20 protein-coding genes and 1 tRNA gene are annotated in these 25,804 nt (G+C 32.2%); 7 read left to right on the forward strand and 14 right to left on the reverse strand.

The annotated features are described in order from the left end of the window. Positions 1 to 25 precede the first annotated feature (25 nt). The 3 genes from NAT47_RS03300 to NAT47_RS03310 all read right to left on the reverse strand — a co-directional run bounded on the left by NAT47_RS03300 (position 26) and on the right by NAT47_RS03310 (position 3,808). Positions 26 to 1,003 carry a DUF4837 family protein gene (locus tag NAT47_RS03300; RefSeq protein WP_250580243.1) on the reverse strand — a complete coding sequence of 326 codons (978 nt, stop codon included), beginning with the start codon at positions 1,001 to 1,003 and terminating at the stop codon, positions 26 to 28. 14 nt (positions 1,004 to 1,017) lie between these two features. Next, complete coding sequence (locus NAT47_RS03305) at positions 1,018 to 2,556, reverse strand: lytic transglycosylase domain-containing protein (RefSeq protein ID WP_250580245.1); 1,539 nt, start codon at positions 2,554 to 2,556, stop codon at positions 1,018 to 1,020. 64 nt (positions 2,557 to 2,620) lie between these two features. Beyond that, a complete protein-coding gene (locus NAT47_RS03310; RefSeq protein WP_250580247.1) occupies positions 2,621 to 3,808 on the reverse strand; it encodes a phosphoglycerate kinase in 1,188 nt (395 codons plus the stop codon). Between the two features lie 157 nt (positions 3,809 to 3,965). Here NAT47_RS03310 and NAT47_RS03315 point away from each other — a divergent pair, with 157 nt between their 5' ends. The 3 genes from NAT47_RS03315 to NAT47_RS03325 all read left to right on the forward strand — a co-directional run bounded on the left by NAT47_RS03315 (position 3,966) and on the right by NAT47_RS03325 (position 5,987). Then, positions 3,966 to 5,117, forward strand: a complete 1,152-nt coding sequence (locus tag NAT47_RS03315; protein WP_250580249.1) for a DNA polymerase III subunit — start codon at positions 3,966 to 3,968, stop codon at positions 5,115 to 5,117. A gap of 2 nt (positions 5,118 to 5,119) precedes the next feature. Beyond that, entirely contained in the window at positions 5,120 to 5,509 is a 390-nt protein-coding gene (locus tag NAT47_RS03320; RefSeq protein WP_026725407.1) for a DoxX family membrane protein, read from the forward strand. Positions 5,510 to 5,579: 70 nt separating this feature from the next. After that, positions 5,580 to 5,987: a hypothetical protein gene (locus tag NAT47_RS03325; RefSeq protein WP_250580251.1), complete on the forward strand. Its 408-nt coding sequence runs from the start codon at positions 5,580 to 5,582 to the stop codon at positions 5,985 to 5,987. A 185-nt stretch (positions 5,988 to 6,172) separates the two neighbouring features. Here NAT47_RS03325 and NAT47_RS03330 read toward each other — a convergent pair whose 3' ends face one another. The 7 genes from NAT47_RS03330 to NAT47_RS03360 all read right to left on the reverse strand — a co-directional run bounded on the left by NAT47_RS03330 (position 6,173) and on the right by NAT47_RS03360 (position 16,389). Then, positions 6,173 to 6,484 (reverse strand): GIY-YIG nuclease family protein, encoded by a 312-nt coding sequence (locus tag NAT47_RS03330; protein WP_250580254.1) that lies wholly within the window; start codon positions 6,482 to 6,484, stop codon positions 6,173 to 6,175. A gap of 130 nt (positions 6,485 to 6,614) precedes the next feature. Beyond that, positions 6,615 to 8,888 (reverse strand): helix-turn-helix domain-containing protein, encoded by a 2,274-nt coding sequence (locus NAT47_RS03335; protein WP_250580256.1) that lies wholly within the window; start codon positions 8,886 to 8,888, stop codon positions 6,615 to 6,617. 76 nt (positions 8,889 to 8,964) lie between these two features. Then, positions 8,965 to 9,540: an OmpH family outer membrane protein gene (locus NAT47_RS03340; protein ID WP_250580257.1), complete on the reverse strand. Its 576-nt coding sequence runs from the start codon at positions 9,538 to 9,540 to the stop codon at positions 8,965 to 8,967. A gap of 241 nt (positions 9,541 to 9,781) precedes the next feature. After that, positions 9,782 to 10,630: a class I SAM-dependent methyltransferase gene (locus NAT47_RS03345; RefSeq protein ID WP_250580259.1), complete on the reverse strand. Its 849-nt coding sequence runs from the start codon at positions 10,628 to 10,630 to the stop codon at positions 9,782 to 9,784. 104 nt (positions 10,631 to 10,734) lie between these two features. Continuing rightward, a complete protein-coding gene (gene mnmG, locus NAT47_RS03350; protein ID WP_250580260.1) occupies positions 10,735 to 12,606 on the reverse strand; it encodes a tRNA uridine-5-carboxymethylaminomethyl(34) synthesis enzyme MnmG in 1,872 nt (623 codons plus the stop codon). 56 nt (positions 12,607 to 12,662) lie between these two features. Next, positions 12,663 to 13,082 (reverse strand): rRNA maturation RNase YbeY, encoded by a 420-nt coding sequence (ybeY, locus tag NAT47_RS03355; RefSeq protein WP_250580265.1) that lies wholly within the window; start codon positions 13,080 to 13,082, stop codon positions 12,663 to 12,665. Further along, the gene (locus tag NAT47_RS03360) at positions 13,075 to 16,389 is read right to left on the reverse strand and encodes a DUF4175 family protein (protein WP_250580267.1); all 3,315 of its coding nucleotides are present in this window, start codon (positions 16,387 to 16,389) and stop codon (positions 13,075 to 13,077) included. Before NAT47_RS03360 ends, ybeY begins: the two co-directional genes overlap by 8 nt. Positions 16,390 to 16,599: 210 nt before the next feature. On the opposite strand from NAT47_RS03360, the gene gltX reads away from it, so the two are divergent. Together gltX and NAT47_RS03370 are read left to right on the forward strand one after the other, a co-directional pair. Beyond that, positions 16,600 to 18,102, forward strand: coding sequence for a glutamate--tRNA ligase (gltX, locus tag NAT47_RS03365; RefSeq protein ID WP_250580269.1), 1,503 nt, complete (start codon positions 16,600 to 16,602; stop codon positions 18,100 to 18,102). An 86-nt stretch (positions 18,103 to 18,188) separates the two neighbouring features. Then, positions 18,189 to 19,166, forward strand: coding sequence for an SPFH domain-containing protein (locus NAT47_RS03370; protein ID WP_250580271.1), 978 nt, complete (start codon positions 18,189 to 18,191; stop codon positions 19,164 to 19,166). A 453-nt stretch (positions 19,167 to 19,619) separates the two neighbouring features. Here the strand turns inward: NAT47_RS03370 and NAT47_RS03375 are convergent, their stop codons facing one another. Beyond that, on the reverse strand, positions 19,620 to 21,302 hold the full coding sequence (locus NAT47_RS03375; protein ID WP_250580278.1) for a glutamine--tRNA ligase/YqeY domain fusion protein: 1,683 nt from the start codon (positions 21,300 to 21,302) through the stop codon (positions 19,620 to 19,622). Between the two features lie 131 nt (positions 21,303 to 21,433). On the opposite strand from NAT47_RS03375, the gene folB reads away from it, so the two are divergent. Then, positions 21,434 to 21,793, forward strand: a complete 360-nt coding sequence (gene folB, locus NAT47_RS03380) for a dihydroneopterin aldolase (RefSeq protein ID WP_250580279.1) — start codon at positions 21,434 to 21,436, stop codon at positions 21,791 to 21,793. A 13-nt stretch (positions 21,794 to 21,806) separates the two neighbouring features. On the opposite strand, the gene NAT47_RS03385 is transcribed toward folB, so the two are convergent. Further along, a complete protein-coding gene (locus NAT47_RS03385; RefSeq protein ID WP_250580280.1) occupies positions 21,807 to 23,618 on the reverse strand; it encodes an LTA synthase family protein in 1,812 nt (603 codons plus the stop codon). A 230-nt stretch (positions 23,619 to 23,848) separates the two neighbouring features. Here NAT47_RS03385 and NAT47_RS03390 point away from each other — a divergent pair. Beyond that, positions 23,849 to 23,919 (forward strand) — tRNA-Cys (locus NAT47_RS03390). Positions 23,920 to 24,191: 272 nt separating this feature from the next. Here the strand turns inward: NAT47_RS03390 and NAT47_RS03395 are convergent. Both NAT47_RS03395 and NAT47_RS03400 read right to left on the reverse strand, forming a co-directional pair. Continuing rightward, complete coding sequence (locus NAT47_RS03395; protein ID WP_250580281.1) at positions 24,192 to 24,887, reverse strand: LysE family translocator; 696 nt, start codon at positions 24,885 to 24,887, stop codon at positions 24,192 to 24,194. Positions 24,888 to 24,936: 49 nt separating this feature from the next. Then, the gene (locus tag NAT47_RS03400; protein WP_250580285.1) at positions 24,937 to 25,611 is read right to left on the reverse strand and encodes a head GIN domain-containing protein; all 675 of its coding nucleotides are present in this window, start codon (positions 25,609 to 25,611) and stop codon (positions 24,937 to 24,939) included. Positions 25,612 to 25,804: the final 193 nt, after the last annotated feature.

Genomic DNA, 25,804 nt, shown 5'->3' on the forward strand with positions numbered 1-25,804 from the left:
AAAAGAATTCCCGCTGAAGGATATGTTATTTTAAAAATGTTACTGACTGTATAATAGCTTCTAATTCGAAAACTAAATCACGATTAGATTTTGAAGGGTTATAAGTAAATCCTTCTAAAATCAAATAACGCTTATTTTTAGTATCTTTAATAGCATAATTTACAAACGGACCGGCCATAAAATCGTTTTTTAATTCCCAAGTTCCTTTTGTTAAATATGTTTTTTTATTGGCTACTTTTATTTCAAAAAAATAAGGTGCATAAGCTGATTCCGTAACCATCCAAGTATTAGCTAAAGTACCATGAATATTTTCTTTACCAATTTCATCACGCAAAGCAATAATGTTTGCAATTATATCCCCGTCTTTTTCAACAATTTCTATGGGAACTTGATATATTAATATACTATTATAACCTGAAGCAAACTCTTTTCGTAACCATACAAAATTGTCTTTCACCATATCATATTTGTAACCAGAACCTATTTGAAGGTTTATTCCAAACATTTTTTGCAAGGGTGTATCAGAAGCTAATGCTTTTTTTATTCGATTCTGATTTTCAACGATTTCAGTTGATTTTATTGTCTTGATAATATCCCCAGATTGTTCTTCTAAAATGGTTAGGATATCATCTGTATCTTTTCCAGAAATGAAAAATACATTTTGTGGTTTTGCATAACGATTTGGAGTTGAAACAAACTCTATGTTATCCGATTTTTTTACCAAAATAATATTTCGACTTTTGCGTACAAAGCCTTCAAATACTTTTGTTGGGTATTGATTCAATGTGAATAATGGTTCTTCATGTGTCAAACCATCTACAGGAGCAGCAAACTTTTTTCGAATACTATCTCCTATTTCACCATTCCAAAGATTATCATCAATAATTATCGAAACACTATTGATTAATCCTTTTGATTCTGATAGATTTGATTGGTCTTCATCAAGATTTTTACAATTCCAAAAGGATAGGGATAAGGCAATTAGTATGGTAATTCTTTTCATTAGTGAAAAATTAATTACCCGTTAATTTTTAATATCATTCCGGGTTGTATACTATCTCCGCTAATATCGTTCCATTTCTTTATATCTTCAACCGTAACCCCAGGAAATTGTTTAGAAATCGAAAAAAGAGAATCTCCAGTTTTAACAGTATAAGTTGCCTCATTCTTTGATTTGTGCTCTGTTTTTACAGCAACTTTTTGATCCGAATAAATCTTTATCCTATCTCCAGCATGAATCGTGTTTCCATCAATGTTGTTCCATTTTTTTAGTTCTGAAATGGAAACATTATACTTATCTGCTATTTTACCTAAGCTTTCTCCTTTTTTTATTGTGTGAAATTGGGTTTTACGTTCGAATTTAGGTTTACTTACAAAGGAAGAATCAGTTCTTGAATTCAGAGAATCTTTTGATACTGAGGCAATAAATTCTGTTTTGGTTTTTTCTTTGTAGGTTTCTAAATACGTTAAATAAGCGTAAATTTTTTCTTCATTTGAAACAAATAATCCCATTTTATTCTTTGGTAAACGCAAAAAATGAGGTTTATCGGCTTCAAAAGGAATCACTTTTAATTTATAGATCGGATTTAGAAATTCTAATTGCTCTTCTGAAATATCTAATAAATCTGAAATGTGCTTGAATGACATTTCTCTCTTAACCATAATAGTATCCGTTTCAAAATAGGTTAGTGGTGCCTTTTTAGGCTGAATACCATGCTCTTTCTTGTACTCATAAATGTAATACGTAGCTAAAAAAGCAGGAACATAGTTAGCTGTTTCTTGAGGTAAATTTTTACGAATATTCCAATAATTTTGGCTGCCTCCCGAACGGCGAATTGCTTTTGAAACGTTACCCGGTCCACAATTATAAGCCGCTAAAACCATACTCCAATCACCAAAAATTCCATACAAACTTGATAAATATTGGCAAGCCGCTTCTGTTGCTTTTAGAGGGTCATATCTTTCATCTACGTAAGAAGTTACTTCTAGATTGTATTGTTTACCTGTTGGATACATAAATTGCCACAAGCCAGAAGCGCCCACACGAGATTTCGCTCTTGGATTTAAAGCTGATTCTACAATTGCTAAATACTTTAATTCTAATGGAATATTATATTTCGCTAAATGCTCTTCAAACATTGGAAAATAATATTCTGAAATCGCCATTAAACGTTCGAAAGCTTTTGGACGATTTTTTAAAAATGCTTTTATCGTATTTTCTAGTGCTGGGTGATATTCAATATTAAAAGGAGATTTAGCATCCAATTTTGCTAAACGTTTCTTTAACAAATCGGTTGAAAGATTGTAACTAACTTCTGTATCAATATTGAATGTTGTGATATCGTTGTACATATCATTAGATAATTCAAAATTAGCTAATTCCGACAACCAACGTTCATCGATACAATTACTGGTACTATGATTAACAAACGTTGTTTTCAATGAATCTAAATAGGACATTTTAGGCAACGAAAGAAAACTTTCTTTTTCAACAGATTCCTGCGCAAAACCAAGATGCGACAAGAAAAGCGATGTTATAATTAGAATTTTTTTCATTCTATTTTTTATTTTTGAGAAGTTTAATTAGTAATAACTTAATAATCAAACATTTATTGTATTCTTATTCTAATATTGCTGCTATTCCAGGTAAGGTTCTGCCTTCCAGCATTTCTAACATCGCTCCACCACCGGTAGAAACGTAACTCATCTTTGGCTCTAATCCGAATTGTTTTACAGCTGCAACACTATCGCCACCACCTACAAGTGAAAAAGCACCATTTGCAGTTGATTCTGCAATATATTCTCCTAACGAAATCGTTCCTTTTGCAAAACTTTCCATTTCAAAAACACCTAATGGACCATTCCAAAGAATTGTTTTTGAGTCTAATATAATTCGTTTGATAATTTCTAATGATTTTGGTCCAGCGTCCAATCCTTGCCAACCGTCTGAAATGTTTTTCACATCTACTACTTGCGTATTGGCATCGTTTGAAAAAGCATCAGCAGCCACAACATCCACAGGTAAGTGAATTTGAACGCCTTTTTCTTTAGCTTGTTTTAAAATTTCAATAGCTAATTCTAATTTGTCGTCTTCACAAATTGAATTTCCGATTTTTCCGCCCAAAGCTTTGATGAACGTAAACGTCATTCCACCACCAATAATCATGTGGTTTACTTTGTCTAAAATATTTTCAATCACCGTAATTTTTGAAGAAACTTTACTTCCTCCCAAAATCGCTACTACAGGTTTTTCAGAATTTTTCAATACTTTTTCGATACTTTCAATTTCTTTAGCTAACAAATAACCAAAGCATTTCGCATCTTGGAAAAATTGTGCAATAATCGTAGTTGAAGCGTGAGCTCTGTGCGCCGTTCCAAAAGCATCATTTACATAAATATCACCTAACGAAGCTAATTTTCTAGAAAATTCTACATCTCCTTTTTCTTCTTCGGCGTAAAAACGTAAGTTTTCTAATAATAAAATTTCGCCTGGTTGTAGATTTTTTGCTGCATTTTCAGCAATTTCTCCAATACAATCCGATGCAAAATGCACTTTTTGACCCAAAATTTCTTCCGTTTTTGAAACGATGTGTTGCAACGAATATTTTGCTTCAACTCCTTTTGGTCTTCCTAAGTGACTCATTAAAATTACACTTCCGCCATCTTTCAATATTTTGTCAATTGTTGGCTTTGCTGCCTCGATTCTTGTAGCATCAGTTACTTTGAAATTTTCATCTAAAGGCACATTAAAATCTACTCGAATAATTGCTTTTTTGTTATTGAAATTGAAGTCGTTAAGTGTTTTCATTTGTATCGAATTTTAATTTGAGCGAATGCAAATATAAATTATTGTATTTTAAATCTTTATAACAAATATCATATTTTGCATTTTTTTAAATTCTTCTAAAACCAACTTTTTGATTTCTTTTCTACCAATTTTGGTAATTTTTGATTAGGTTTGTTCCATGCTTTTCAAAGATATTTTAGGACAGGAACATATTAAAAATCACTTAACTAAGAGTGCCGAAGCCGGAAGAATTCCGCACGCTCAGTTGTTTGTAGGGCCTGAAGGTTGTGGAACACTTCCGATGGCGATTGCGTATGCACAATACATTTTGTGTGGCAATGTTGGCGGAGAAAATGTAGGTGAAAACTCGGCTTGTAACCTAAAATTTGAACATTTTTCACATCCCGATTTGCATTTTGTTTTTCCGGTGGCTACAACCGATAGCGTTAAAAGTCATGCGGTTAGTGATAATTTTATGGTCGAATGGCGTCAATTTTTAACTGAAAATCCATACGGTAGTTTATTTGATTGGTTGAAAAACCTTGGAATTCAGAATAAACAAGGTTTAATTGGAGTAGATGAAGCAACTGAAATCAACAAAAAATTAGCGTTAAAAGCTTACGAAGGCGGTTACAAAATCATGATCATTTGGATGGCAGATAAAATGAATGGTTCGGCTGCCAATAAATTATTGAAATTATTAGAAGAACCGCCAGCTAAAACCGTTTTCATTTTAATTACCGAAAGCACTAGCGATATGTTGCAAACTATTCTTTCGCGTTGTCAAGTGATTGATTTCATTGGTTTAAGCGAAAATGTGATTGCGAAAGCTTTGGTTTCACGTGAAAATTGTGAACCAACAGTTGCTAAAAAAATCGCACATCAAAGTGAAGGAAATTATAACAAAGCGTTGCATATTTTACGAAAAGAAGATGATGAATTTCCGTTTGACGAATGGTTTATAGAATGGGTGAGAAGTGCGTTTCGTGCCAAAGGAAATGCAGCCGCCATTAACGATTTAATTGCTTGGAGTGAAAACATTGCTTCTACTGGAAGAGAAACGCAAAAACAATTTTTACACTATTGCATTCACTTTTTCAGACAAGCGTTATTGCTCAATTATAAAGCGAATGACTTGGTTTTCTTAGAAACAAAAGTGCCGAAATTTGAATTGGAGAAATTTGCTCCGTTTGTAAATGGTGCTAATATTTCAGATATTTACAAAGAATTAGAAGATGCTATTTACCACATTGAAAGAAACGGAAATAGCAAAATCATCTTAACCGATTTATCTATTAAACTAACACGATTAATCCATAAAAACGCATAATTATGATACAAGTTGCTCCACTTTTAGTCTTAGCTTTTTTAGCCATCACTTTTTTACAATCTGGATATGATAAAATTAAAGATTGGAAAGGCAATGTTGAATGGTTAACAGGTCATTTTGCCAATACGATTTTAGCCAAACAAGTTCCATTTGCTTTAGGAATTGTTCTTGTTTTAGAAGTAGTTTCGGGAATTTTATGTGTTTCTGGAATTATCCAACACTTGGTGCAAGATGTGGTGATTAGAGGTTTAGGATTTTATGGTGCCATTTTATCTTGTATTACGTTACTTTTCCTTTTATTCGGACAACGTTTAGCGAAAGATTACGATGGCGCTAGAACGATTGTAATTTACTTTATTCCAGCAGTTTTAGTGGTTTTTTGGTTGAATTAGTTTTAGCTTTTAATTGCAACTATATTTGAGCGAATTGAGCGCACTAAAGAACACAAAAAAATATTTCATTTTGGTAATTCTATTATCATTAGCAATTGGTTTTTACTTTTATACAAAACCAAATGTAAAAATAATTACTGCTGAAAATAATGAAATGTACAAAAAAATGTATCCAAAAAGCTGTTTCCTAAAGTTTGAAAATACGGAATACTTAATTCAAAACATTTATAAATATAAAAACGGAATTCTTGATGAACGTTGTTTTCTTGGTAGTGAAGGATTTGCAGTCGAAAAATTAGGTTTTTGGGATATCAAATATAGCAATGGACAAAAACCTTCTAAATTCCTAAATCTAAACATAGATAATGAATTTTTGGAATTTGATAATCAAAATTATAAAATTGATAAAATTCTAGGCGATACACTCATATCAAAAATTGATGCAAATAAAATAATCATGTTTATCAAAGAAAAATGATAAAATTGCAGATGTTAGATGTTTCACTTGTTCAAGAGACGCTTTACAGCGTGACAAACTGGTCGTGAAATAATTGGGTTTAAACTTTATGTTGGATGCTTAGCAGCATGACAACTTTGAGGGTAAACTAAACGGAAAATATTCACACAACGTTTGTCATGCTGTCAAGCATCTCTTTGTGGTTCTTATGAAAAATGATTATTCAAGAATTTCATGTTGGGGTTGAATTCTTTTATCAATTCCAATTTCAAATCTCTTCTTAAAAGTTTAATTTCTTTTTCTCTTGCAATTGCTTGTTGAATCCAACCGAATTTTTCGTAATAAATCAAATAATTAAGGTTGTATTTTGCTGTAAAACTGTTTGTATTTAGTTTTTCGTTGTGCTCTTGTAATCTTCTTTTTAGATTATTTGTGACACCGGTGTAAAGAACGGTTTTGGCTTTGTTTGTTAGAATGTAAACGTAAAAAGTGTAGATTCCTTCTGAAAATTCGATCATGATTTTGGCTTTTAAAGTGTTATCTGTGATATGCTTAACAGCATGACAAACTGAACAAATGATTGGGTTTAAACTTTGTGTGGGATGCTTTACAGTAGGACAACTTTGTGTATAAAACTTGTGCTAAAAACTAACCCAAACTCGCTTTAAACAATTTCAACTCGTCCCAAGTGAATGTATCGCCGTGGATTTCTTTTAATTCGCCTAAACTTTCACCTTTAAAATCTTTGAAAGCAGCTCTTAAATCGGATATTTTATCTTCTGATAAAATGTCGGAAAGTTGCACGATTTCCATTTGGATTAACTTAGCAAAATGGTTGTAAATCGTTTGTGGTGTTAGCTTTCGATGTTTTGCAATTTCGTATATCGATAAGTTTTGTTTCCACAATTCTAAGGTATCTTCGTAAGTAGATTTCTTTGGTTCTTTTGTTTTTTTCTTTTTGGAATCGGTGTAATACGAAACCTCTTCGTCATCTTCCACTAAAGCAGCGTGAGAAGTTCTAAATCGTTCAGCAACAATGACTAACTTATTGATTTTGTAAGTACTCATGTCTTCCGAAATTAAATTTTTCTTTGAAATTTCTTTTCCTTCGACAATGATATTGGTTAATAATTTAGCCTTTTTAAGTTGTAAAATCGCTTTGATTTGAAGTTCTTCTAAAACCAATAATTCATCATAAAACGCTTTTACTTTTTTGATGCGTTTGACTTCTTCGATTTTCAATAACAATTCTTCTACAACAGCATCTAACGTTTTAAAAAAGTACTGATAAGCCGCATCACAACGTTCTTTTACGAAATTCACATCCAAATTTTCATCGGAAAAAATTTTATGCAATTGCGACATAAATTTCCCTGATGGTTCGAGAATTTCAGCGATTTTATCGTGTTGGTTTTTTGCCCAGTCGTTATGCTTTGTTTTTGGTGATTTCGGTGCTTCGGAATTATAACTGAATAAATGATTGCGCCATTCTTGTCCTAATTCTTTGAAATCAAATGAATTAAGCAAAGTATTCAACCAAAAAAACAAGGTCTCTTTAGCCAACGAGTGTTGCAAAATTTCTTCAGAAGCTTTGTTTTCAGCATAATTAAGTACTTGTTCATCGCTCGAAATGCCATTCATTCTCAACGGAGAAAGCAAAATAAGTCCTTTTAACGAACGCAAACGCGATAAAGCCACATATGCTTGTCCGGGCGCAAAAACTTGCGATACATCGAGCGCTGCTTTGTCAAAAGTTAAACCTTGACTTTTATGCACCGTAATTGCCCAAGCCAATTTGATAGGGTAGTGGACAAAAGTTCCGATTACTTCCTCTTCTATTTCTTTGGTGTTTTCGTTGACTTTATAGCGAATATTTTGCCATTCGTAGCGTTCTACTTCAATGGTTTTGTTTTCTTCGGGAAAATGAACAAAAATTTCCTTTTCGGTTAAAGAACTGATAACGCCCATTTTTCCGTTGAAGAATTGCTTCTCTATATTCAAATCGTTTTTAATAAACATGACTTGCGCTCCGACTTTTAGCTGCAATTGTTCTTCTATCGGATAAATTTTTTCAGGAAAATCTCCCGTAATTTCGGGTAAATATGTGAATTGTTTTCCTTCTAAATCTTTTAAAGATTGTGCGTTTATGGTATCTGCTTTGAAATTATGTGTGGTTAAAATAATGAAACCTTTGTTTTTCTTCAGATCAAAATCAGGATGCACAAATTGATTTAGCAATTGCACATCTTCCGAAGTGATTTTATTATGACGTAAATGGTTCAAAACATCAATAAATTCGGCATCCGTTTGACGGAAAATTTTATCTAATTCAATGTATAAAGGTGGAAATTGCTGAATCACATGCGAATGAAAAAAGAACATACCTCGATAGTAATTCTTGAGCATTTCCCATTCTTCATTTTTCACTACTGGTGGTAATTGTAATAAATCTCCTATAAATAAAACTTGTACTCCACCGAAAGGTCTTTCATTTCTTCTCACTTTTCGCATCATAAAATCCATGGCATCCAGTACATCGGCACGCAACATAGATACTTCATCAATAACCAACAATTCCATATTTCTAATAACAGAACGTTTCACGTTATTCATTTTGAAATGGCGTCCTAACGAATCGCGATTTTCGAATTTTACAGTGTCGGAAAAATGTGGAAGTTGCTTATTATCAGGAATAAAAGCCGCAAAAGGCAATTGAAACATGGAATGAATAGTTACTCCATTCGCGTTTAAAGCGGCAATTCCTGTAGGAGCTACAACGACAGTGTTTTTATGTGTTGTGGCAATAATTTCTTTTAAAAGTGTAGTTTTTCCGGTTCCTGCTTTTCCGGTAAGGAAGATGGATTTATTCGTTTGATTAATAAATCGAAGGGTGTAAGTGGCTGCGGCTGATACTTGTTCCATTTGGCGTAAAAAATTAAAAAACAAATATATAGAAACAATTATAAATAAAAAAGTCCTGATTTCTCAGGACTTTCAATTATTTTTTTGCTTCTTCTTTGGTAGCAGCTTTTTCGTCGCCTTTTGAAGCATTATATTTGTCGTTAAGTTCTTTTAGAACGTCTTTTGTGATGTCATAACCATCTTTAGCGTACAAGATTGTTGCAGCATCACCAGTTCCGTAGATATAATCATACCCTTTTTTCTTACCGTAATCTTTAATAAATTTTTTCACTTCACTAATTAAAGAATCTTTCAACACAGCTCCTTCTTGTTGCAATTGTTGGATTAAAGCATTTTGCTCAATTCCTAATTGTTGCTCTCTTTGTTGCAATTCAGCCCCTTTTTGCTGTGCCCACTGTGGCCCTTTAGCTTGTGCATTTTGACGGAAACTTTGCGCTTCAGCTTGGAAAGCACGAACTTTAGCTTCTAATGGACGACCTAATTCTTCTGATTTAACGTTGAATTTTGCATCTTCATCTTTGAATTTTTCATATTTTTCAATAATCTCTGCTGTGTCGATATATGCGGTTTTGAATTCTTTTGAATTTGTTTCTGTTTTGTTACATGCTAAAACGCCTAATGCAACTCCTAAAATCAATACTATTTTTTTCATTGTTCAATATTGGTAATTAATAATTTTTGGTAAAAGTAATAATTAGTTGGTAAGTAGCAAACTTGTTACTTTTTTATTTATTTTTTTGTTATAAGAATTTCTTATTTATATTATATAATTTGATAGATTCAAGCTATTAAAAACGGCTTTTATAATTTAAATGAGATAAATCATTTAAAAAAAGACAATAAATTATATCAAATCGAATAAAAAAGTGTCTAAAATCGCTTTAAAATGATTTTTACTTGTTTTTTAGCACGTAAATGTGCGATGAAAACTCGTTTTTAAAGAATCCTGATACATTTGAAATCAAACCGATAAAAAAACCAGAAATGAAATTCATTTTTCCTGATTTATATTTTTCAGATAAAAGTGATACATAAAAACTATCAAACCACATGGGTTTAATATCTTCCAAATTCATATTTTGTTTATCGAATAATTTTTCAATTGCTGTTTTTGAAAAATGCCACAAATGTCTCGGCACATCATAAGCGGCCCAAAATTCTTTGTAATATTTCGCATCATACGATTTGAAATTTGGAACTGCGATAATAATTGTTCCTGAAGGTTTCAATAAACGCTTCAATTCGGCAACTTGATGTTCGACATCTGGAACGTGTTCTAAAACATGCCACATGGTAATCACATCAAAAGAATTACTTTCTAACTTTTCAATCGTATCCCCAAATTTTACTCCTTTACCTAAAGCGATTCCTTTAGCTTTATCGTTTGGCTCAATTCCAAGTATGTCCCAATTCTGATTTTTACATTCCAAAAGAAAATCTCCTGTTCCAGCTCCGATGTCTAAAATTTTACCTTTTAGTGGTTGGTACGAATTAATTAATTTCACTTTATCACGAATTGCTTTTCTTTTGATGAAATGATACATTTTTTCAAACAAGGTACGTTTTCCATCGGTGTGGGAAATGTAATCTTCGAATTCGTAATATGAACCTAATTTATCTAACGTAGGTTGGGGATGTGTTTTTAAAATTTGATATTCCTCATTTAACAACAAGGAAAAAGATTCTCCAGAAACTGAAAAATCTTTAACGGTAATAAAACTTTTATCTTTTAAAAAATTCATTTATTTAATTTTTATGCGAAAGGCTTATTTTAATGGGGTTTACAAGGTTGTTTCACGTGAAACATTTTTTACTGAATACTAAAAACTGAACACTGAACACTTTTTTATCTTCCCATATATATCAACAACACCGAAATATCACTTGGCGAAACTCCACTAATACGAGAAGCTTGTGCGATAGTTCTTGGTCGAATTTTATTTAATTTTTGTTTAGCCTCAATTGAAATGGATTGGATTTTATCGAAATTGAAATTATCCGGAATAATCATGTCTTCTAAACGAGTCAATTTATCCGCGTTGTTTTTTTCCTTTTCGATATAACCAGAATATTTCACTTGAATTTCGGCTTGCTCGACAACTTCTTGATCTAAATTGTGTTCTTCAATATAAGCCGCAACTTTTTTAAATTTTCTAAAATCTTCCAAATCCAATTGCGGACGAGAGAACACTTTAAACATTTTATCAGGCTGACTCATCGGAGCCGAACCTTTAGCTTCTAAGATTGGATTTGCTTCCTCAGGTTTTAAACTTGTTTCTCTGAAGAAATTTACCATCGCTTCAGATTGAGAGAATTTTTGCTCCATACGAATCAAACGCTCTTCTTTAGCTAAACCAATTTCAAATGCTTTTGGTGTTAATCTAAAATCCGCATTATCTTGACGCAATAAAGTTCTGTACTCAGCACGAGAAGTAAACATACGATATGGTTCCTCAGTTCCTTTTGTAATTAAGTCGTCAATTAAAACTCCAATATACGCTTCGTCTCTTTTTAAGATGAATGGTTCTCTATTCTGTACTTTTAATGCTGCATTTATTCCAGCCATCAAACCTTGAGAAGCCGCTTCTTCGTAACCTGTTGTTCCGTTAATTTGTCCAGCGAAATACAAACCTTCTACTAATTTAGTTTCTAAAGTGTGTTGTAATTGCGTAGGAGGGAAGTAATCATATTCGATAGCATAACCAGGACGGAAAAATTTCACGTTTTCAAATCCGGCAACAGAACGCAATGCTTTGAATTGAATATCTTCTGGTAACGAAGTTGAAAATCCGTTGATGTAATATTCACAAGTTGTCCAACCTTCAGGCTCAACAAATAATTGATGTCTCTCTTTATCTGCAAAACGATTAATCTTATCTTCGATAGAAGGGCAATATCTCGGACCTAAACTTTTGATTCTTCCGTTGAACATTGGACTTCTATCAAAACCTTCACGTAAAATATCGTGCACTTCTAATGAAGTATATGACATCCAACAAGAACGTTGTGTTTTTAATGGAGCCGTTAAATTAGAATATGAAAACTTTTCTGGGTGCTCGTCACCAGGTTGTTCTACCATTTTAGAAAAATCTAAAGAACGACCATCCACACGTGGAGGCGTTCCGGTTTTCATTCTTCCTGATTCAAAACCTAATTTCACTAAATCTTCGGTGATTCCAAAAGAAGCACTTTCTCCTGCACGACCACCACCAAATTGTTTGTCACCGATATGAATCAAACCGTTCAAAAAGGTTCCGTTTGTCAAAACAACTGACTTAGCTTTAATTTCCACTCCAAGCGAAGTTTTCACTCCAACAATCTTTCCATTCTCTGATAAAATTCCAGCCACCATTTCTTGGTAGAAATCCAAGTTCGGAGTATTCTCCAACATCGATCTCCACTCATCCGAAAAACGCATTCTGTCCGATTGCACTCTTGGCGACCACATAGCAGGCCCTTTTGATTTATTCAACATCTTGAATTGGATTGCGGTCTTGTCTGAAACAATTCCAGAGTATCCACCCAAGGCATCAATCTCACGCACAATTTGTCCTTTTGCAATTCCTCCCATAGCAGGATTACATGACATCTGTGCAATGTTTTGAAGATTCATTGTCACCAAAAGAGTAGAACACCCCATGTTGGCAGCAGCAGCAGCAGCTTCACAACCGGCGTGACCAGCACCAACAACAATTACATCATATTGATTTAAAAACATCTTCTATAAATATTATGTTCCACGTGAAACATTTAAAAAAATTCTAGTTTATAAGCTTAATGTTCCACGTGAAACATTTGCATTTTTTCTTCTTCTTTAGAGCGCATCAAGGCTTCATCTTCTGGAGATTTATCTTTGTAACCACAATAGTGCAAAACTCCATGTGATAGAACACGTTTTAATTCTTCCTCAAAAGAAACATTAAAATCATTCGCATTATCTAGAACGCGTTCTACAGAAACGAAAATATCGCCCTGTAATACATTTCCTACTGTGTAATCAAAGCTAATAATGTCAGTTAAAGTGTCATGATCTAAGTATTCTACATTGATTTTATGCAGATATTCGTCATCACAAAAGATATAATTGATTTCGCCTTCATCAAATCCTTCTGATTCAATGATCCGAGAAATCCAGTCTTCATATTGTGCTTCGTTTTCTAGTTCGAAATCTGTTTCGTAATTAAAACTAATCATTGTCTTTAAAATAGTTTTGAACCTTCTGGTTAAAATTGGGTTGCAAAGGTAAGCTTTGTCTGTTTAATATTTCAACACTATTCAGATAATCTTTTAATTCCTTAGAAAGTGGAGTAGTGGTGCCATTAAAGTTTTTATCATTCGATTTAGACTGGCGTTTGGTATCTTCTCCTTGTTGCTGAATTGCTTTTTCTAACTTTAGAAGTTCGTGTTTTAGATTCAACATCTTTTGCAACGTTTCATTTTTAAAACCTTTATTGATCAATAGCTTTTCTATTTCTTTCATTTGATTCAAAGCGCTCTGACCTTGACCCGTCATTCCTTCTTTTTCTAATGCTTTTTGAAGTGCATCACGAAGTTGTTGTTGTTCTTTTAGAATTTCCAAAACTTTACCAGCATTACCTTCAGAACCATTCTCACCATCTTCACCATTCTCGCCTGATTGTGCTTTTTGTTTTCCTTGCCCAGATTTTTCACCCGGTTTATCTCCAGGTTTCTCACCCGGTTTCATTCCTTCTTTCATTTTTTCACCTAAACCATCTTGTTGCTTGATTATATCAGGTAACTGCATTCCTTTACCGCCGCCAGGTTTTGGTTTACCTTTTCCAGAACCTTGACCTTGCATTTCCATATTCATTTCGCTTTGAACATTGCTAAGATAATCAGCCAAACGGTTAGCCGAAGTTAGAACATATTGTTGATGTGAAGCTCCTTTTTGAATGTTGTTATCCGCTAAAGTTTCTAAAGTCTTGTCCAAATTATAATGGATTTCTCCGACTTCATTCAGAATGGTTTCAGTAATTTTTGGATTACGTAAGGCTACAGCAAACAAACTATCATCCACATGTTTAAATTGTAATTTTAAATCTTGTTGTTTTTTTAATACTTTATTCAATTGCAATGAACGAGTTTGAGTTGCATTAGTAGTCTTAATCAAACCTTCTTCGTCAAAAGAAAATGCTAATAAATTATCTAGAATTTGTCGTAACAATTTAGCATCTTCTTGCATTTGCTCCATGTTACCTGATTGCATAGATTGAGACATTTTTTGACTCATCAGTTTCATTTTAGCGGCTGCTGATTTTTGCTTTGGTTTTGCTTTCTGTTGATTTTGTTTTTGCAATTCTTCAGAAGCTTTCTCCATGTCTTTCTTCACATCTTCTTGTTCATTCTTATCGTTGGGAATGTCCATTGGAGCTTTTAATTCTTTGTTTTCTTTGTCTAAATCTTGAAGTTCTTTTTGAATATCTTCGAACTCTTTATTGATAGCATCTTGATTTTCCTTAGAATTTTCTTTAGCATCATCCGCTAATTTATCTTCCTTCTCTGCTAACTTGTCTAATTTATCTGCGATTTGTTCCGCTTTCTTTTCAACGTAAAAACGTTTGGTCAACTCGACTAACTGTTCAAGATTCTGTTGTTGATTTTTGGCATTCTGTTTTAACTTATCGGCTTTATCGAATAATCTATCGTTTTCTAATTTCTTAGAAAGTTCTTCTAGTTCTTTTAGTAACTTCTCATTTTTCTCTGCTTGCTTTTCAGCTTCTTCTAAACGACGTAATAATTCTTCTTTGTCCTTATCTTGTGATTTTGGATTAAATTCTTCTAAATTCTCGGTTAACTTTTTAGTGAATTCATTCATCATTTCGTCTTGTTGTTTTTGACGATTGATAAAGTCTTCCACTTTCTTTTGATCTTTAAAATCTAAAGTAGATTTCTCTTTATTCATCTTTTGCAGTTTGTCCAATTCAGAAAGTTGCTTCTCTTGACTTTGAAGCGATTTTTCTAAACTATTGATGTTTTCATTCTGCTCTTGCAACTGTTTGTCTTCTTTTTGCTCTTCAGTCAATTCATAATGAAGAAAAACAGACGATTTTGTGCTTTTGTAGTTGTTAACTACATCATTATCAAATACTTCAAAGTAATATTCGTAATTTACACCTTGCTCAATTGATAAACCATTAGGAAATGAATAAATAAATTGGTCAACGGCTTGTTTATTGATAGCTAAATTCGCTTTTCGAACAGCGTTTGGGTTTCCTTTCGGATAAAAAACAACTTGTAACTTCGATAAACCATGATCATCGGCAACTTGCCCAATCATCATTTTGGATTTTAACTTTAATGAATCAGGCGCAATTTGAACTGAAATTGTTGGATATTGATCTTTAATCGTTGCGATTTGATACGACAATTTTTCGAACTCATTGATGTTTTTGTTCGATGTAATTACTTCGTAACTCAAATTATCCGATATTCTTCTTGAAAGCGAAAAGTTGTTTTCTTTATTAGCGAAAACACTCACTTGATTATTCGATTTGAAACTAACTTTATCAGTCGCTAACGCATTAATTCTCCAATTCACAACCGTTCCTTCAGGAACCACAGCGTTTCCAGTTCCTTGAATGATTTCCGATTTCTTACCTAAATAAGAAGGATATTGCAACACCATTTCAAAGTTGGCAATCGTGGGAACATCCACCACATTAATTTGATACTCTTTCGAATTTAATCCATTCGCTAAAAGCGAAAAAGTAACATCTTTAGATAATTTTGAAAATGTATATTCGAAAACTCCTGGTTTTGTGCTTTGTAAAAAATATTCTTCATCACCGATTTGAATGGAGATATTTTCAGGCATTACTTTTCCTTGCGTTTTCACTTGAAGTACAAAATCGGAATTCTGTTGTGCGGTTAATGATTTATTCAACACCACAAATTCAAACGGAGCTGGTGGAGCGAATTTCGTTTCATAATTTAACACACGAGTAAAACTTTTCGATATGATTTCAGAATTTCCGGTAACGAAAAACAAGATCAATAATAGAATTGGAATAATCGCATAAGGTAAAAACTTCTTGTTCTTAGCAAAATTAACCGCATTTGAAAACGGAATCGGTTGTAACGAAGCTGCTTTTTGTTCGATAGAAGCCGCTAATAATTCCGAAGTTTGACTTTGATTGGCCAATTGTAAAAAGTTCAACAACTTGTCTTGCACTTCCGAAAAATGATTTCCTATGATTTCTGATGCTTGTTCGTAATTGATTCCTTGTTGTAATTTGAATAATTTAAACAGTGGAAAAGCGATGAATCGAATCAATAAAAACGATTCTACACCTACGAACAACCAGAACAAAATGGTTCTTCCTGAAGTGGATAACCATAAAAAGTATTCAATCAATAAGGTAAAAATGAAATACAACAAGCCCAACCCGATGAAAAGAATGACTCCTTTTATCAGTTCGTTGGTGTAAAATTTTTTGATAAACACTTCGAGCTTATCGAAAATAATGCTTTTTGCTTCCAAAATTGTTGATATACTGTTTATAACCGATAAAAATACAACATGTTTCTAGATTTGTCAATAGGTTTTTAGTGAAACTTAACATTTGTAGCTTTGGATTGTTAATAACCTAATTATTTTCTAAAATCTAAATTCTAACTTCTAAATTGGAATCGTATCTTTGCACAACACTTCGACAAGCTCAGTGTGACAATAAAGAAAAATAAAAATAAAATGTCAAAACAAGTTAGAGTAAGATTTGCACCAAGTCCGACTGGACCCTTGCATATTGGTGGTGTTCGTACCGCTTTATTCAATTATTTATTTGCCAAAAAACATGGTGGTACTTTCTATTTACGAATTGAAGATACCGATCAAACGCGTTTTGTACCAGGAGCAGAAGCTTATATTTTTGAAGCTTTAGAATGGTTAGGAATTGCGCCAGATGAAACTGTAGGAAAGAATGAAAAATTTGGACCTTATCGTCAAAGTGAACGTAAAGCAATGTACCAACAATATGCGGACCAATTAATTAATTCGGGTTGGGCATATTATGCTTTTGATACGGCTGAAAGTTTAGATGCGATGCGAAAAGAAGCTGAAGCCAATGGAAAAACGTTTATTTATAATCATTCGGTAAGAGAGCAATTGGATAACTCGTTGACTGTTTCACGTGAAAAAGTGGAAGAAAGAATTGCAAATGGTGAGCATTATGTTATCCGTTTTAAAACACCTGTGAATGAAATTTTAGAATTAAAAGACATCATTCGTGGCGATATTAAATTTGATACGAATTTATTAGATGATAAAGTTTTATTCAAATCGGATGGAATGCCAACCTATCACTTAGCGAATATTGTAGATGACCATTTGATGGAAACTTCACATGTAATTCGTGGTGAAGAATGGTTACCAAGTTTGCCTTTACATCATTTATTATATAAAGCTTTTGGTTGGAATGCACCTGAATTTGCGCATTTACCATTGATTTTAAAACCAATTGGAAACGGAAAATTATCAAAACGTGATGGTGATAAAATGGGATTCCCAGTATTTCCATTAGAGTGGAAAACAGAAGAAGGAATTTCATCTGGTTACAGAGAAAACGGATTTTTCCCAGAAGCGGTAATCAACTTTTTAGCCTTATTAGGTTGGAATGACGGAACCGAACAAGAGATTTTCTCATTGGAAGAATTAATAGAAAAATTTGACTTAAACCGCATTCACAAAGCAGGAGCGAAGTTTGACCCTGAGAAAAACAAATGGTTCAATCATCAGTATTTACAAAAGCAAAGTGATGCAAGTTTAGCGGAAAGCTTTAAATCAATTTTAGATAAAAAAGGAATCTCTACAACGCTCGATTTGACAAAGATTGTAGGAATGATTAAAGAAAGAGCTAATTTCGTAACCGAATTTTGGGATTTAGCCGATTATTTCTTTGAAGCACCAACAACTTACGACGAAAAAGCGGTTAAAAACTGGAAAGAAGAAACACCAGGTTTAATGCAACAAGTGATTTCTGAATTAAATAAAATAGAAGATTTTACTTCTGCTAACATCGAAACCTTATTAAAAGAGTGGATGACAGCCAACGAAATTGGAATGGGAAAAGTAATGCAACCGCTTCGATTGAGTTTAGTAGGAGCTTTAAAAGGGCCTCATTTATTTGACATCATCGAAATGATAGGAAAAGCCGAAACGGTAAAAAGAATTGAAAAAGCGATTGCTAGTTTATAAAAGAAAAGCCCTGAAAATTCAGGGTTTTTTTGTAACTTTTCGAAATAAATAGCGTATAACTAATAATTTAACTTAAACTATAAATTATGGATTTTATTACATTTCCTTTTCTATTCATTGGACTAGTTGTCCTTTTTTCGTCATTCTTTACCGTAAAACAGCAAACTGTAGTAGTTGTAGAACGATTTGGAAAATTTCAAAGCCTTAGAAATTCAGGTTTACAAATTAAAATTCCTGTGGTTGATAGAATTGCAGGTCGCGTTAATTTAAGAATTCAACAATTAGATGTTATCATCGAAACTAAAACGAAAGATAACGTATTCGTTAAAATGAAAGTTTCGGTACAGTTTAAAGTATTACAAGAAAAAGCATACGAAGCGTTTTATAAATTAGAATATCCTCATGACCAAATTACATCGTATGTATTTGACGTAGTGCGTGCCGAAGTTCCAAAATTAAAATTAGATGATGTTTTCGAAAGAAAAGATGACATTGCAATTGCAGTAAAACGTGAGTTAAACGAAGCGATGACAACTTATGGTTATGACATCATCAACACGTTAATTACTGATATTGATCCAGATATTCAAGTTAAAAATGCTATGAACCGTATTAACGCGGCGGATCGTGAAAAAACAGCTGCAGAGTATGAAGCAGAAGCTGGAAGAATCAGAATTGTAGCAAAAGCTAAAGCTGAAGCAGAAAGTAAAAGACTTCAAGGTCAAGGTATTGCTGACCAAAGAAGAGAAATTGCTCGTGGTTTAGTGGAATCAGTTGATGTATTAAACAAAGTGGGAATTAATTCGCAAGAAGCTTCGGCTTTAATCGTAGTAACGCAACATTATGATACATTACAAGCAATTGGTGCTGATGCAAATAGTAATTTAATTTTATTACCAAATTCACCTCAAGCGGGAAGTGATATGTTGAACAACATGGTAGCAAGTTTTACAGCAAGTAACCAAGTAGGGGAAGCTATGAAAAATGCACACAAAACTAAAAAAGTAAATAAGAAAGATACTTCTGATGAAAATTTTGGAACTGAAAATTCAGAAGAGGCATAATTTCGAAACCTAAATTTTTTAGCATAGAAAACAAAAACCATCAATTTTTAATTGGTGGTTTTTTTATAACCAAATGTTAGTAATTTATAATTTTAGTGATATTTTTTGAAGTACTTATCCAAAAAAAGAAAAATCGAGAACTTTTTAGATCAAAAATTAAAATAAAGCGATTTCTGATACTTTTAACACTAAAGATGTAAAAACACTTTAGCTAAAAAAGTTTTTTTCTTAAAATTAATTTATGAAAGTCACTTTTTTAAGTTTTTAGTTATTAAATATTTTGTTTTAATAGTTTTTAATAATAATAGTAAATATAGATTGAAAAATAAAAAATCATCATAAAAAATAATTTTTTAATAATTAAGCATAAAAAAACCTGCAATGAAAATTTTGCAGGTTTACCTTATTTAAAAAATCTCGACTTCGCTCGATTTGACAAAAATCGAGAAATTTTTATTGTTCTGAAATTTTTGCCCAAGTATCTCTCAAACCAACTGTTTTGTTGAAAACTAATTTTTCAGCATTTGAATCTCTATCCACACAGAAATATCCTAAACGTTGAAATTGAAAATGATCTAATTCTTTTGAGGTAACTAAACTTGGTTCCACATAACCTGTAATTACTTTTAATGAATTTGGATTGATATATTCTTTAAAATTAACTTCTTTATCTTTATCTGGACTTTCGTTTGTGAATAATCTGTCATAAATTCGAACTTCCGCTTCTTTTGCATGAGGAATTGAAACCCAATGAATCGTTCCTTTTACTTTTCTTTGACTCGCTTCTGTTCCACTTCCTGATTTAGAATCTACGTCGTAAGTAGCGTGAATTTCGGTAATATTTCCGTTTTCGTCTTTTATAACTGATTCTCCTTTAATAATATACGCGTTTTTCAAACGAACTTCTGTTCCTAAAGTCAAACGGAAAAATTTCTTGTGTGCTTCTTCTTGAAAATCTTCTCTTTCGATATATAATTCTTTAGAAAACGGAACTTTTCTGTAAGTCATTACTTCTTCTTCTGGATTATTTTCAGCGTCTAACCATTCTTCTTGTCCTTCTGGATAATTCGTAATTACTAATTTCACAGGATCTAAAACCGCCATTACACGAGGTGCAATTTTGTTCAAATCTTCACGAACACAAAATTCTAAAAGTGAAACATCAATCAAATTATCACGTTTTGCAATTCCAATAGTTTTAGCAAAATTACGGATAGAAGCAGGTGTGTAACCGCGTCTTCTCATACCCGAAATAGTTGACATCCTTGGGTCATCCCAACCTGTAACATGCTTTTCTTCAACTAATTGTAATAATTTACGTTTTGAAACTACGGTATGCGATAAATTTCTGCGCGCAAATTCTCTTTGCTTTGGACGTACTTTTGAATTGTCGTAAATATTATCTAAAAACCAATCATACAGTTCACGATGGGGCAAGAATTCTAACGTACACAACGAATGAGAAATTTGCTCTAAATAATCACTTTCGCCATGTGCCCAATCGTACATTGGATAAATACACCAATCATTTCCAGTTCTGTGGTGATGCGCATGCATAATACGGTACATGATTGGATCACGCATTAACATATTAGGAGACGCCATATCGATTTTAGCACGTAAAACATAACTTCCATTTGGAAATTCTCCATTTTTCATTCTTTCGAATAAATCTAGATTTTCGTCGACAGAACGATCTCTATTAGGACTATTTGTGCCAGGTTGAGTTGGAGTTCCCTTTTGTTTTGCCATCTCTTCCGATGACTGATTATCCACATAAGCTTTTCCTTTTTGGATTAAAACTACTGCCCAATCATACAATTGTTGGAAATAATCAGAAGCATAACATTCTTTATCCCATTTAAATCCTAACCATTCCACATCGCGCTTGATAGCATCAACATATTCCTGCTCTTCTTTAGATGGGTTGGTATCGTCAAAACGAAGGTTAACTGGAGCATTATAATCAATTCCTAAACCAAAATTTAAACATATAGCACTTGCGTGACCTACATGCAAATATCCATTTGGTTCTGGTGGAAAACGAAAACGTAATTTATCTGCTGACAAACCATTTTTTAAATCTTCTTCAATGATTTGTTCTATAAAATTCAATGATTTTTCTTCTGTTGACATAGTATCAAAAATTTATGCAAAGATAGAAAATGTTTCAGGTTTCAAGTTTAAAAGTTTCAAGTTTTATGTAACTTTGAAGAAAGAAAAACAACTTGAAACCTAAAAAACTTCAAACTAGAAATTAAAATGATATGGGAACTATAAAATTAAATAATATAAGAACTTTTTCTTACCACGGATGCTTAATAGAAGAAGCTAAAATTGGTTCAGATTACCGAGTAGATTTAGAGATTAAAACCGATTTACGCAAATCAGCTCAAACAGATGAATTAGCAGATACTGTTGATTATGTACATTTAAACAAAATTGTGGTGGAAGAAATGGCTATTCGTTCAAAATTATTAGAACATGTAGCCCAACGCATTATCGTACGCATCTTTACTGAAATTCCGTCAATTTCTCGAATAAAATTAGCTGTTTCTAAATTAAATCCGCCTATTGGTGGTGATGTAGAAGCAGTTACAATTGAAATGGAAGAGTTTAGAAATTAACTCTTCCATTTTTTTAATCTATTTTATACACTCTTTTTTTGTATAAATTACTCGATGCCACAATATGAGCAAGAGCGTCTTTAGCTAATTCTTCATTCAAAGCAACTGGAACTAATTCAGTGTCACTTTTTACTTTAAACTGCAATGGTTTTGCGTTTGGATTTAAGATAACAATATCATCTTCCACTCTAAAAGCATAGGTTTCATGGAATAACATAATGGTTCTTCCTTTAGTTTCTTTTGGTAGTTTTAATAAGTTTCTTCCTGGCATTGGCGTTTTAGTGGTGATACCTGATAAAGCTAAAACGGTTGATGGAATATCCATTTGACTTGCTAAATTATCGTAAGTAATTCCTTTCTCCACATTTGGTGCAATGATTAAAGCTGGAATGTGAAATTTATTTACCGGAACTAAATTTTTACCATACGTTCTAGTATTATGATCGGCAATGACAACAAAAATAGTGTTCTTATAATATGCTTCTTTTTTAGCCAATTCGAAAAATTTTCCAATTGAAAAATCGGCATATTTCATCGCATTATGAACAGTATTTTTAGGTTGTTCGTAAAGTTGAATTCTACCATCAGGAAATTCAAATGGCTCGTGATTTGAAGTAGAAAACATCAACGAAAAAAACGGTTTATTTCCAAGATTTTTATAGTATTCATTGGCTTTTACGGCTAAATCTTCATCTGAGTAACCCCAAGTTCCTTTCATGGCATATTTTTTTCCATCACTATCAAAATCGGTTTCATCGATGATATTTTTGAAACCATTTCCATTGAAAAAAGAAGCCATATTATCAAAATTTGCCATTCCGCCATAAATGAAACTCGTATCGTAATTTTGACGACCAAAAGCATCTGCTAGCGTAAAAAATCCTTGTTGTGAACCGCCTAATTTTACAATACTTTCTGATGGATTAGGTAAAAATCCAGCCGTAACTTGCTCAATTCCTCTTACACTTCGAGTTCCAGTACAATATAAATTGGTAAATAATAACCCTTCTTTTGATAATTTATCTAATTCAGGTGTTAAGGGTAAACCGTTTAAACATCCAACATATTCGGCTCCTAAACTTTCTTGTAAAAAGATGACCACGTTATATTTTGGTTGTGGAGCATGCGGTTTTTGAAGATGTAAAAAAGGAACTTCACCTGGAACAAATTCGGTAACATCCATGTATTTTTTTACGCGAGTGTAGGCTTCTAATTCATCCATTTTACCGTATTTCTTAACATCACCTTCATTCTTCATCGAATAAGCTGCAAATGCAACCGTGTAAAGCGAATTTAATCCTAATGAGTTTGTCATTTGATCGGAACAAAAAATGGCATTACTAGCATTTATAGGACGTTTTGAAGTTAAACTTCCACGAGCACCCCAAAACAAGAAAAAAACAACAACTAAAAACAAAGGTAATTTAGTTTTATAGTTACTTTCTTGAGGATAAAATATTTTTTTACCATGTTTAAAAGCAAAAAACAAGGCAATTCCAAGTAAAATAATGGTGATGATTAAAGAAGGTAAATAACTTTTTAAAAGCGTTCCTACTACTTCTTTAGGATAAATTAAATAATCTAAAAATAAGCGATTTGGACGTGTATCGTATTGATTGATAAAATCTAATGTTGATAATTCCATTAACAGAAACAAAAACAAGAAGAAGATAAAGTAAAAGTTGAAGAACTTTTTAAATAATTTTAAAACCGAATCGGGAAGTAATGAAATTAAAACAGTAGGTAAAAATGCGATGTAACTCATTAAAATTAAATCGAAACGAAGACCAATTAAAAACAATTGTCCGTAGTTTGGATTCTCCACAACGCGATCTTTAAACACAAAAAATAAAAGAATTCTACTAATAGTGGTTATACACAAACCAATTAAAAAAAAACTAAATATAGGTTTTAAGTAACGTAAATTCTTCATAATTAATCAACTATTTGTTTTGAACAAAATTAAACTTTAAAACTAAATATTTGTACTTAATAAATGCTTAATATTTTTGGAAAAGAAGAAATAAAATGTAAATTTGCAGTCCGTTCAACAATGGCGTCGTGGCCGAGCGGCTAGGCAGCGGTCTGCAAAACCGTCTACCCCGGTTCGAATCCGGGCGATGCCTCTAAAACCTTCTAAGAAATTAGGAGGTTTTTTTATGGGATAATTTTTAGAAAAAATTAATTAAAAGATATATTGAATCTGGGTGATGCCTCTAAAGAGTTACTAGAAATAATAGCTCTTTTTTTATGTAATAATTTTTAGGAAAAATTAATTAAAGATATTTCGGGCGATGCCTCAAAAACCTTTAAGGAAACTTGGAGGTTTTTTTTTGGGAGAATTTTAAGAGTTAATTAGATCCTGAAACGAGTTCAGGATGACAAACAATGGAATATATTATTCAGTAACGGTAGTATCAGGTAATAACTTATTCGTTATCATTTCTTTTTCTTTTGGAAAGAAACCTTGTAGAATAAAAAACAATCCAAAAATAGAGATAACTAAACTGATTACTCGTTTAATTTTATAGATGTTTGCTGGAATTAATTTGTGTTTTAACTGTTTTGCTAATAGAATTTTAGCGACATCAAAAGCTAAGTAAAAAGCTAAAATTGCAGCAAAAAAGATCGAAATACGTTGGGTATTCATTTCCATTTGTGGTCCGTAGGTAATGATAATCATCATCCAAAAACCTAGTACTCCAATGTTAATGAAATTCAATAAAAAACCTTTAAAAAACAAGGCAAAATAATTCTTTTTTGGAATGTTATCATAGTCTTGTTCTTCATCTTGCTGTTTTTTAAAATTACGTTTTAGCATGATAAAAGAAACTAAACCGTAAACCAACATGATAATTCCACCAATAATAAACAAAGTTGGATTATCTTTTAATTGTTCTAGTAGTTGATTGGTACTTAAATAAGCTATTAAAATAAAGATAATATCACCAAAAACAATTCCTAAGTCAAAAACAAAAGCAGCTCTAAACCCTTTAGTAATACTAGTTTCAAGTAATACAAAAAAACCAGGACCAATTGAAAAAGCTAACAAAAGTCCCCAAGGAATTGCGGTAAGTATATCTTGTAAGTACAAAGTACGAAGTTAAATGTTGGAAGTACGAAGTTAAGAAATTATTATCAAATTACTTTGCTTGTTCAATTGTTCCTCCAGCGATTTTCTTTTCGTTGATTTGTTTTGGTTTACCGTAAATCTTGATTTCACCGCCAGCTCTTGTTTTCGCATCTACTAAATCTGTTACATATACTTGAGCTATTCCACCGGCATTTACAGTTACTACAGTTTGTTGTGTTTTACAATCTTGACCATCGTATTTTCCACCTGAATTCGATACAATATCTTGGTTTTTTACTACTCCTTTTGTAGTTACAATACTTCCTTGCGAAACTCGAACTTGTAATCTATCGGCTTGTAAATTAGTTAATTTAATTTCAGAACCTTCTTTACAAATTATATTAAAATTAATAGCTGAGATTTCATCTTTAGACGAAACTCTACTTCCTTCATTGGCTTCTAAAGCATCTATTTTTTTGAAGTAAACCGTAGCAGAAACATCGTCACCACTTAACATTTTAGTTAAAGGCATTCTGATTTTTAATTCGCCATTTTTATTTACTAATTCTACTTCTTGTGAATTTGCTCCAGTTAAAACTATTTTGTTTTCAGATGAAGCTACTAAGTTGACATCAATTTTATCAAAAGCGGTTACTTTGGTAAAATCACCAACATTTTTTTCGGTTTGTGCTATTCCAAATGAAAAAATGGAACAAGTTATAAAGGTTAAAAATGAGTTTTTCATATGTTTTTAATTTATTTAAAGTAATAAAAAATATATACTGATGCTATAATTATTGATTCTAAAAGGTTTAAAATCAATCTATTTTTGATTAAAATTTTAAAAAAATAATCAAGGAAAAGTAAAATAACTATAACAATTAAAAATTGGAGTTTTAATTTAAAAACTTCATAAAAAGAAATTGTATTAAAATTAA

This window comes from Flavobacterium fragile, from assembly GCF_023634865.1.
Taxonomy (GTDB): domain Bacteria; phylum Bacteroidota; class Bacteroidia; order Flavobacteriales; family Flavobacteriaceae; genus Flavobacterium; species Flavobacterium fragile.

Excerpts from the sequence above, each read along its gene's own strand:
- NAT47_RS03300 (WP_250580243.1), bottom strand. The coding sequence starts at position 1,003 with ATGAAAAGAATTACCATACTAATTGCCTTATCCCTATCCTTTTGGAAT.
- NAT47_RS03305 (WP_250580245.1), bottom strand. The coding sequence starts at position 2,556 with ATGAAAAAAATTCTAATTATAACATCGCTTTTCTTGTCGCATCTTGGT.
- NAT47_RS03310 (WP_250580247.1), bottom strand. The coding sequence starts at position 3,808 with ATGAAAACACTTAACGACTTCAATTTCAATAACAAAAAAGCAATTATT.
- NAT47_RS03315 (WP_250580249.1), top strand. The coding sequence starts at position 3,966 with ATGCTTTTCAAAGATATTTTAGGACAGGAACATATTAAAAATCACTTA.
- NAT47_RS03320 (WP_026725407.1), top strand. The coding sequence starts at position 5,120 with ATGATACAAGTTGCTCCACTTTTAGTCTTAGCTTTTTTAGCCATCACT.
- NAT47_RS03330 (WP_250580254.1), bottom strand. The coding sequence starts at position 6,484 with ATGATCGAATTTTCAGAAGGAATCTACACTTTTTACGTTTACATTCTA.
- NAT47_RS03335 (WP_250580256.1), bottom strand. The coding sequence starts at position 8,888 with ATGGAACAAGTATCAGCCGCAGCCACTTACACCCTTCGATTTATTAAT.
- NAT47_RS03340 (WP_250580257.1), bottom strand. The coding sequence starts at position 9,540 with ATGAAAAAAATAGTATTGATTTTAGGAGTTGCATTAGGCGTTTTAGCA.
- NAT47_RS03345 (WP_250580259.1), bottom strand. The coding sequence starts at position 10,630 with ATGAATTTTTTAAAAGATAAAAGTTTTATTACCGTTAAAGATTTTTCA.
- mnmG (WP_250580260.1), bottom strand. The coding sequence starts at position 12,606 with ATGTTTTTAAATCAATATGATGTAATTGTTGTTGGTGCTGGTCACGCC.
- ybeY (WP_250580265.1), bottom strand. The coding sequence starts at position 13,082 with ATGATTAGTTTTAATTACGAAACAGATTTCGAACTAGAAAACGAAGCA.
- gltX (WP_250580269.1), top strand. The coding sequence starts at position 16,600 with ATGTCAAAACAAGTTAGAGTAAGATTTGCACCAAGTCCGACTGGACCC.
- NAT47_RS03370 (WP_250580271.1), top strand. The coding sequence starts at position 18,189 with ATGGATTTTATTACATTTCCTTTTCTATTCATTGGACTAGTTGTCCTT.
- NAT47_RS03375 (WP_250580278.1), bottom strand. The coding sequence starts at position 21,302 with ATGTCAACAGAAGAAAAATCATTGAATTTTATAGAACAAATCATTGAA.
- folB (WP_250580279.1), top strand. The coding sequence starts at position 21,434 with ATGGGAACTATAAAATTAAATAATATAAGAACTTTTTCTTACCACGGA.
- NAT47_RS03400 (WP_250580285.1), bottom strand. The coding sequence starts at position 25,611 with ATGAAAAACTCATTTTTAACCTTTATAACTTGTTCCATTTTTTCATTT.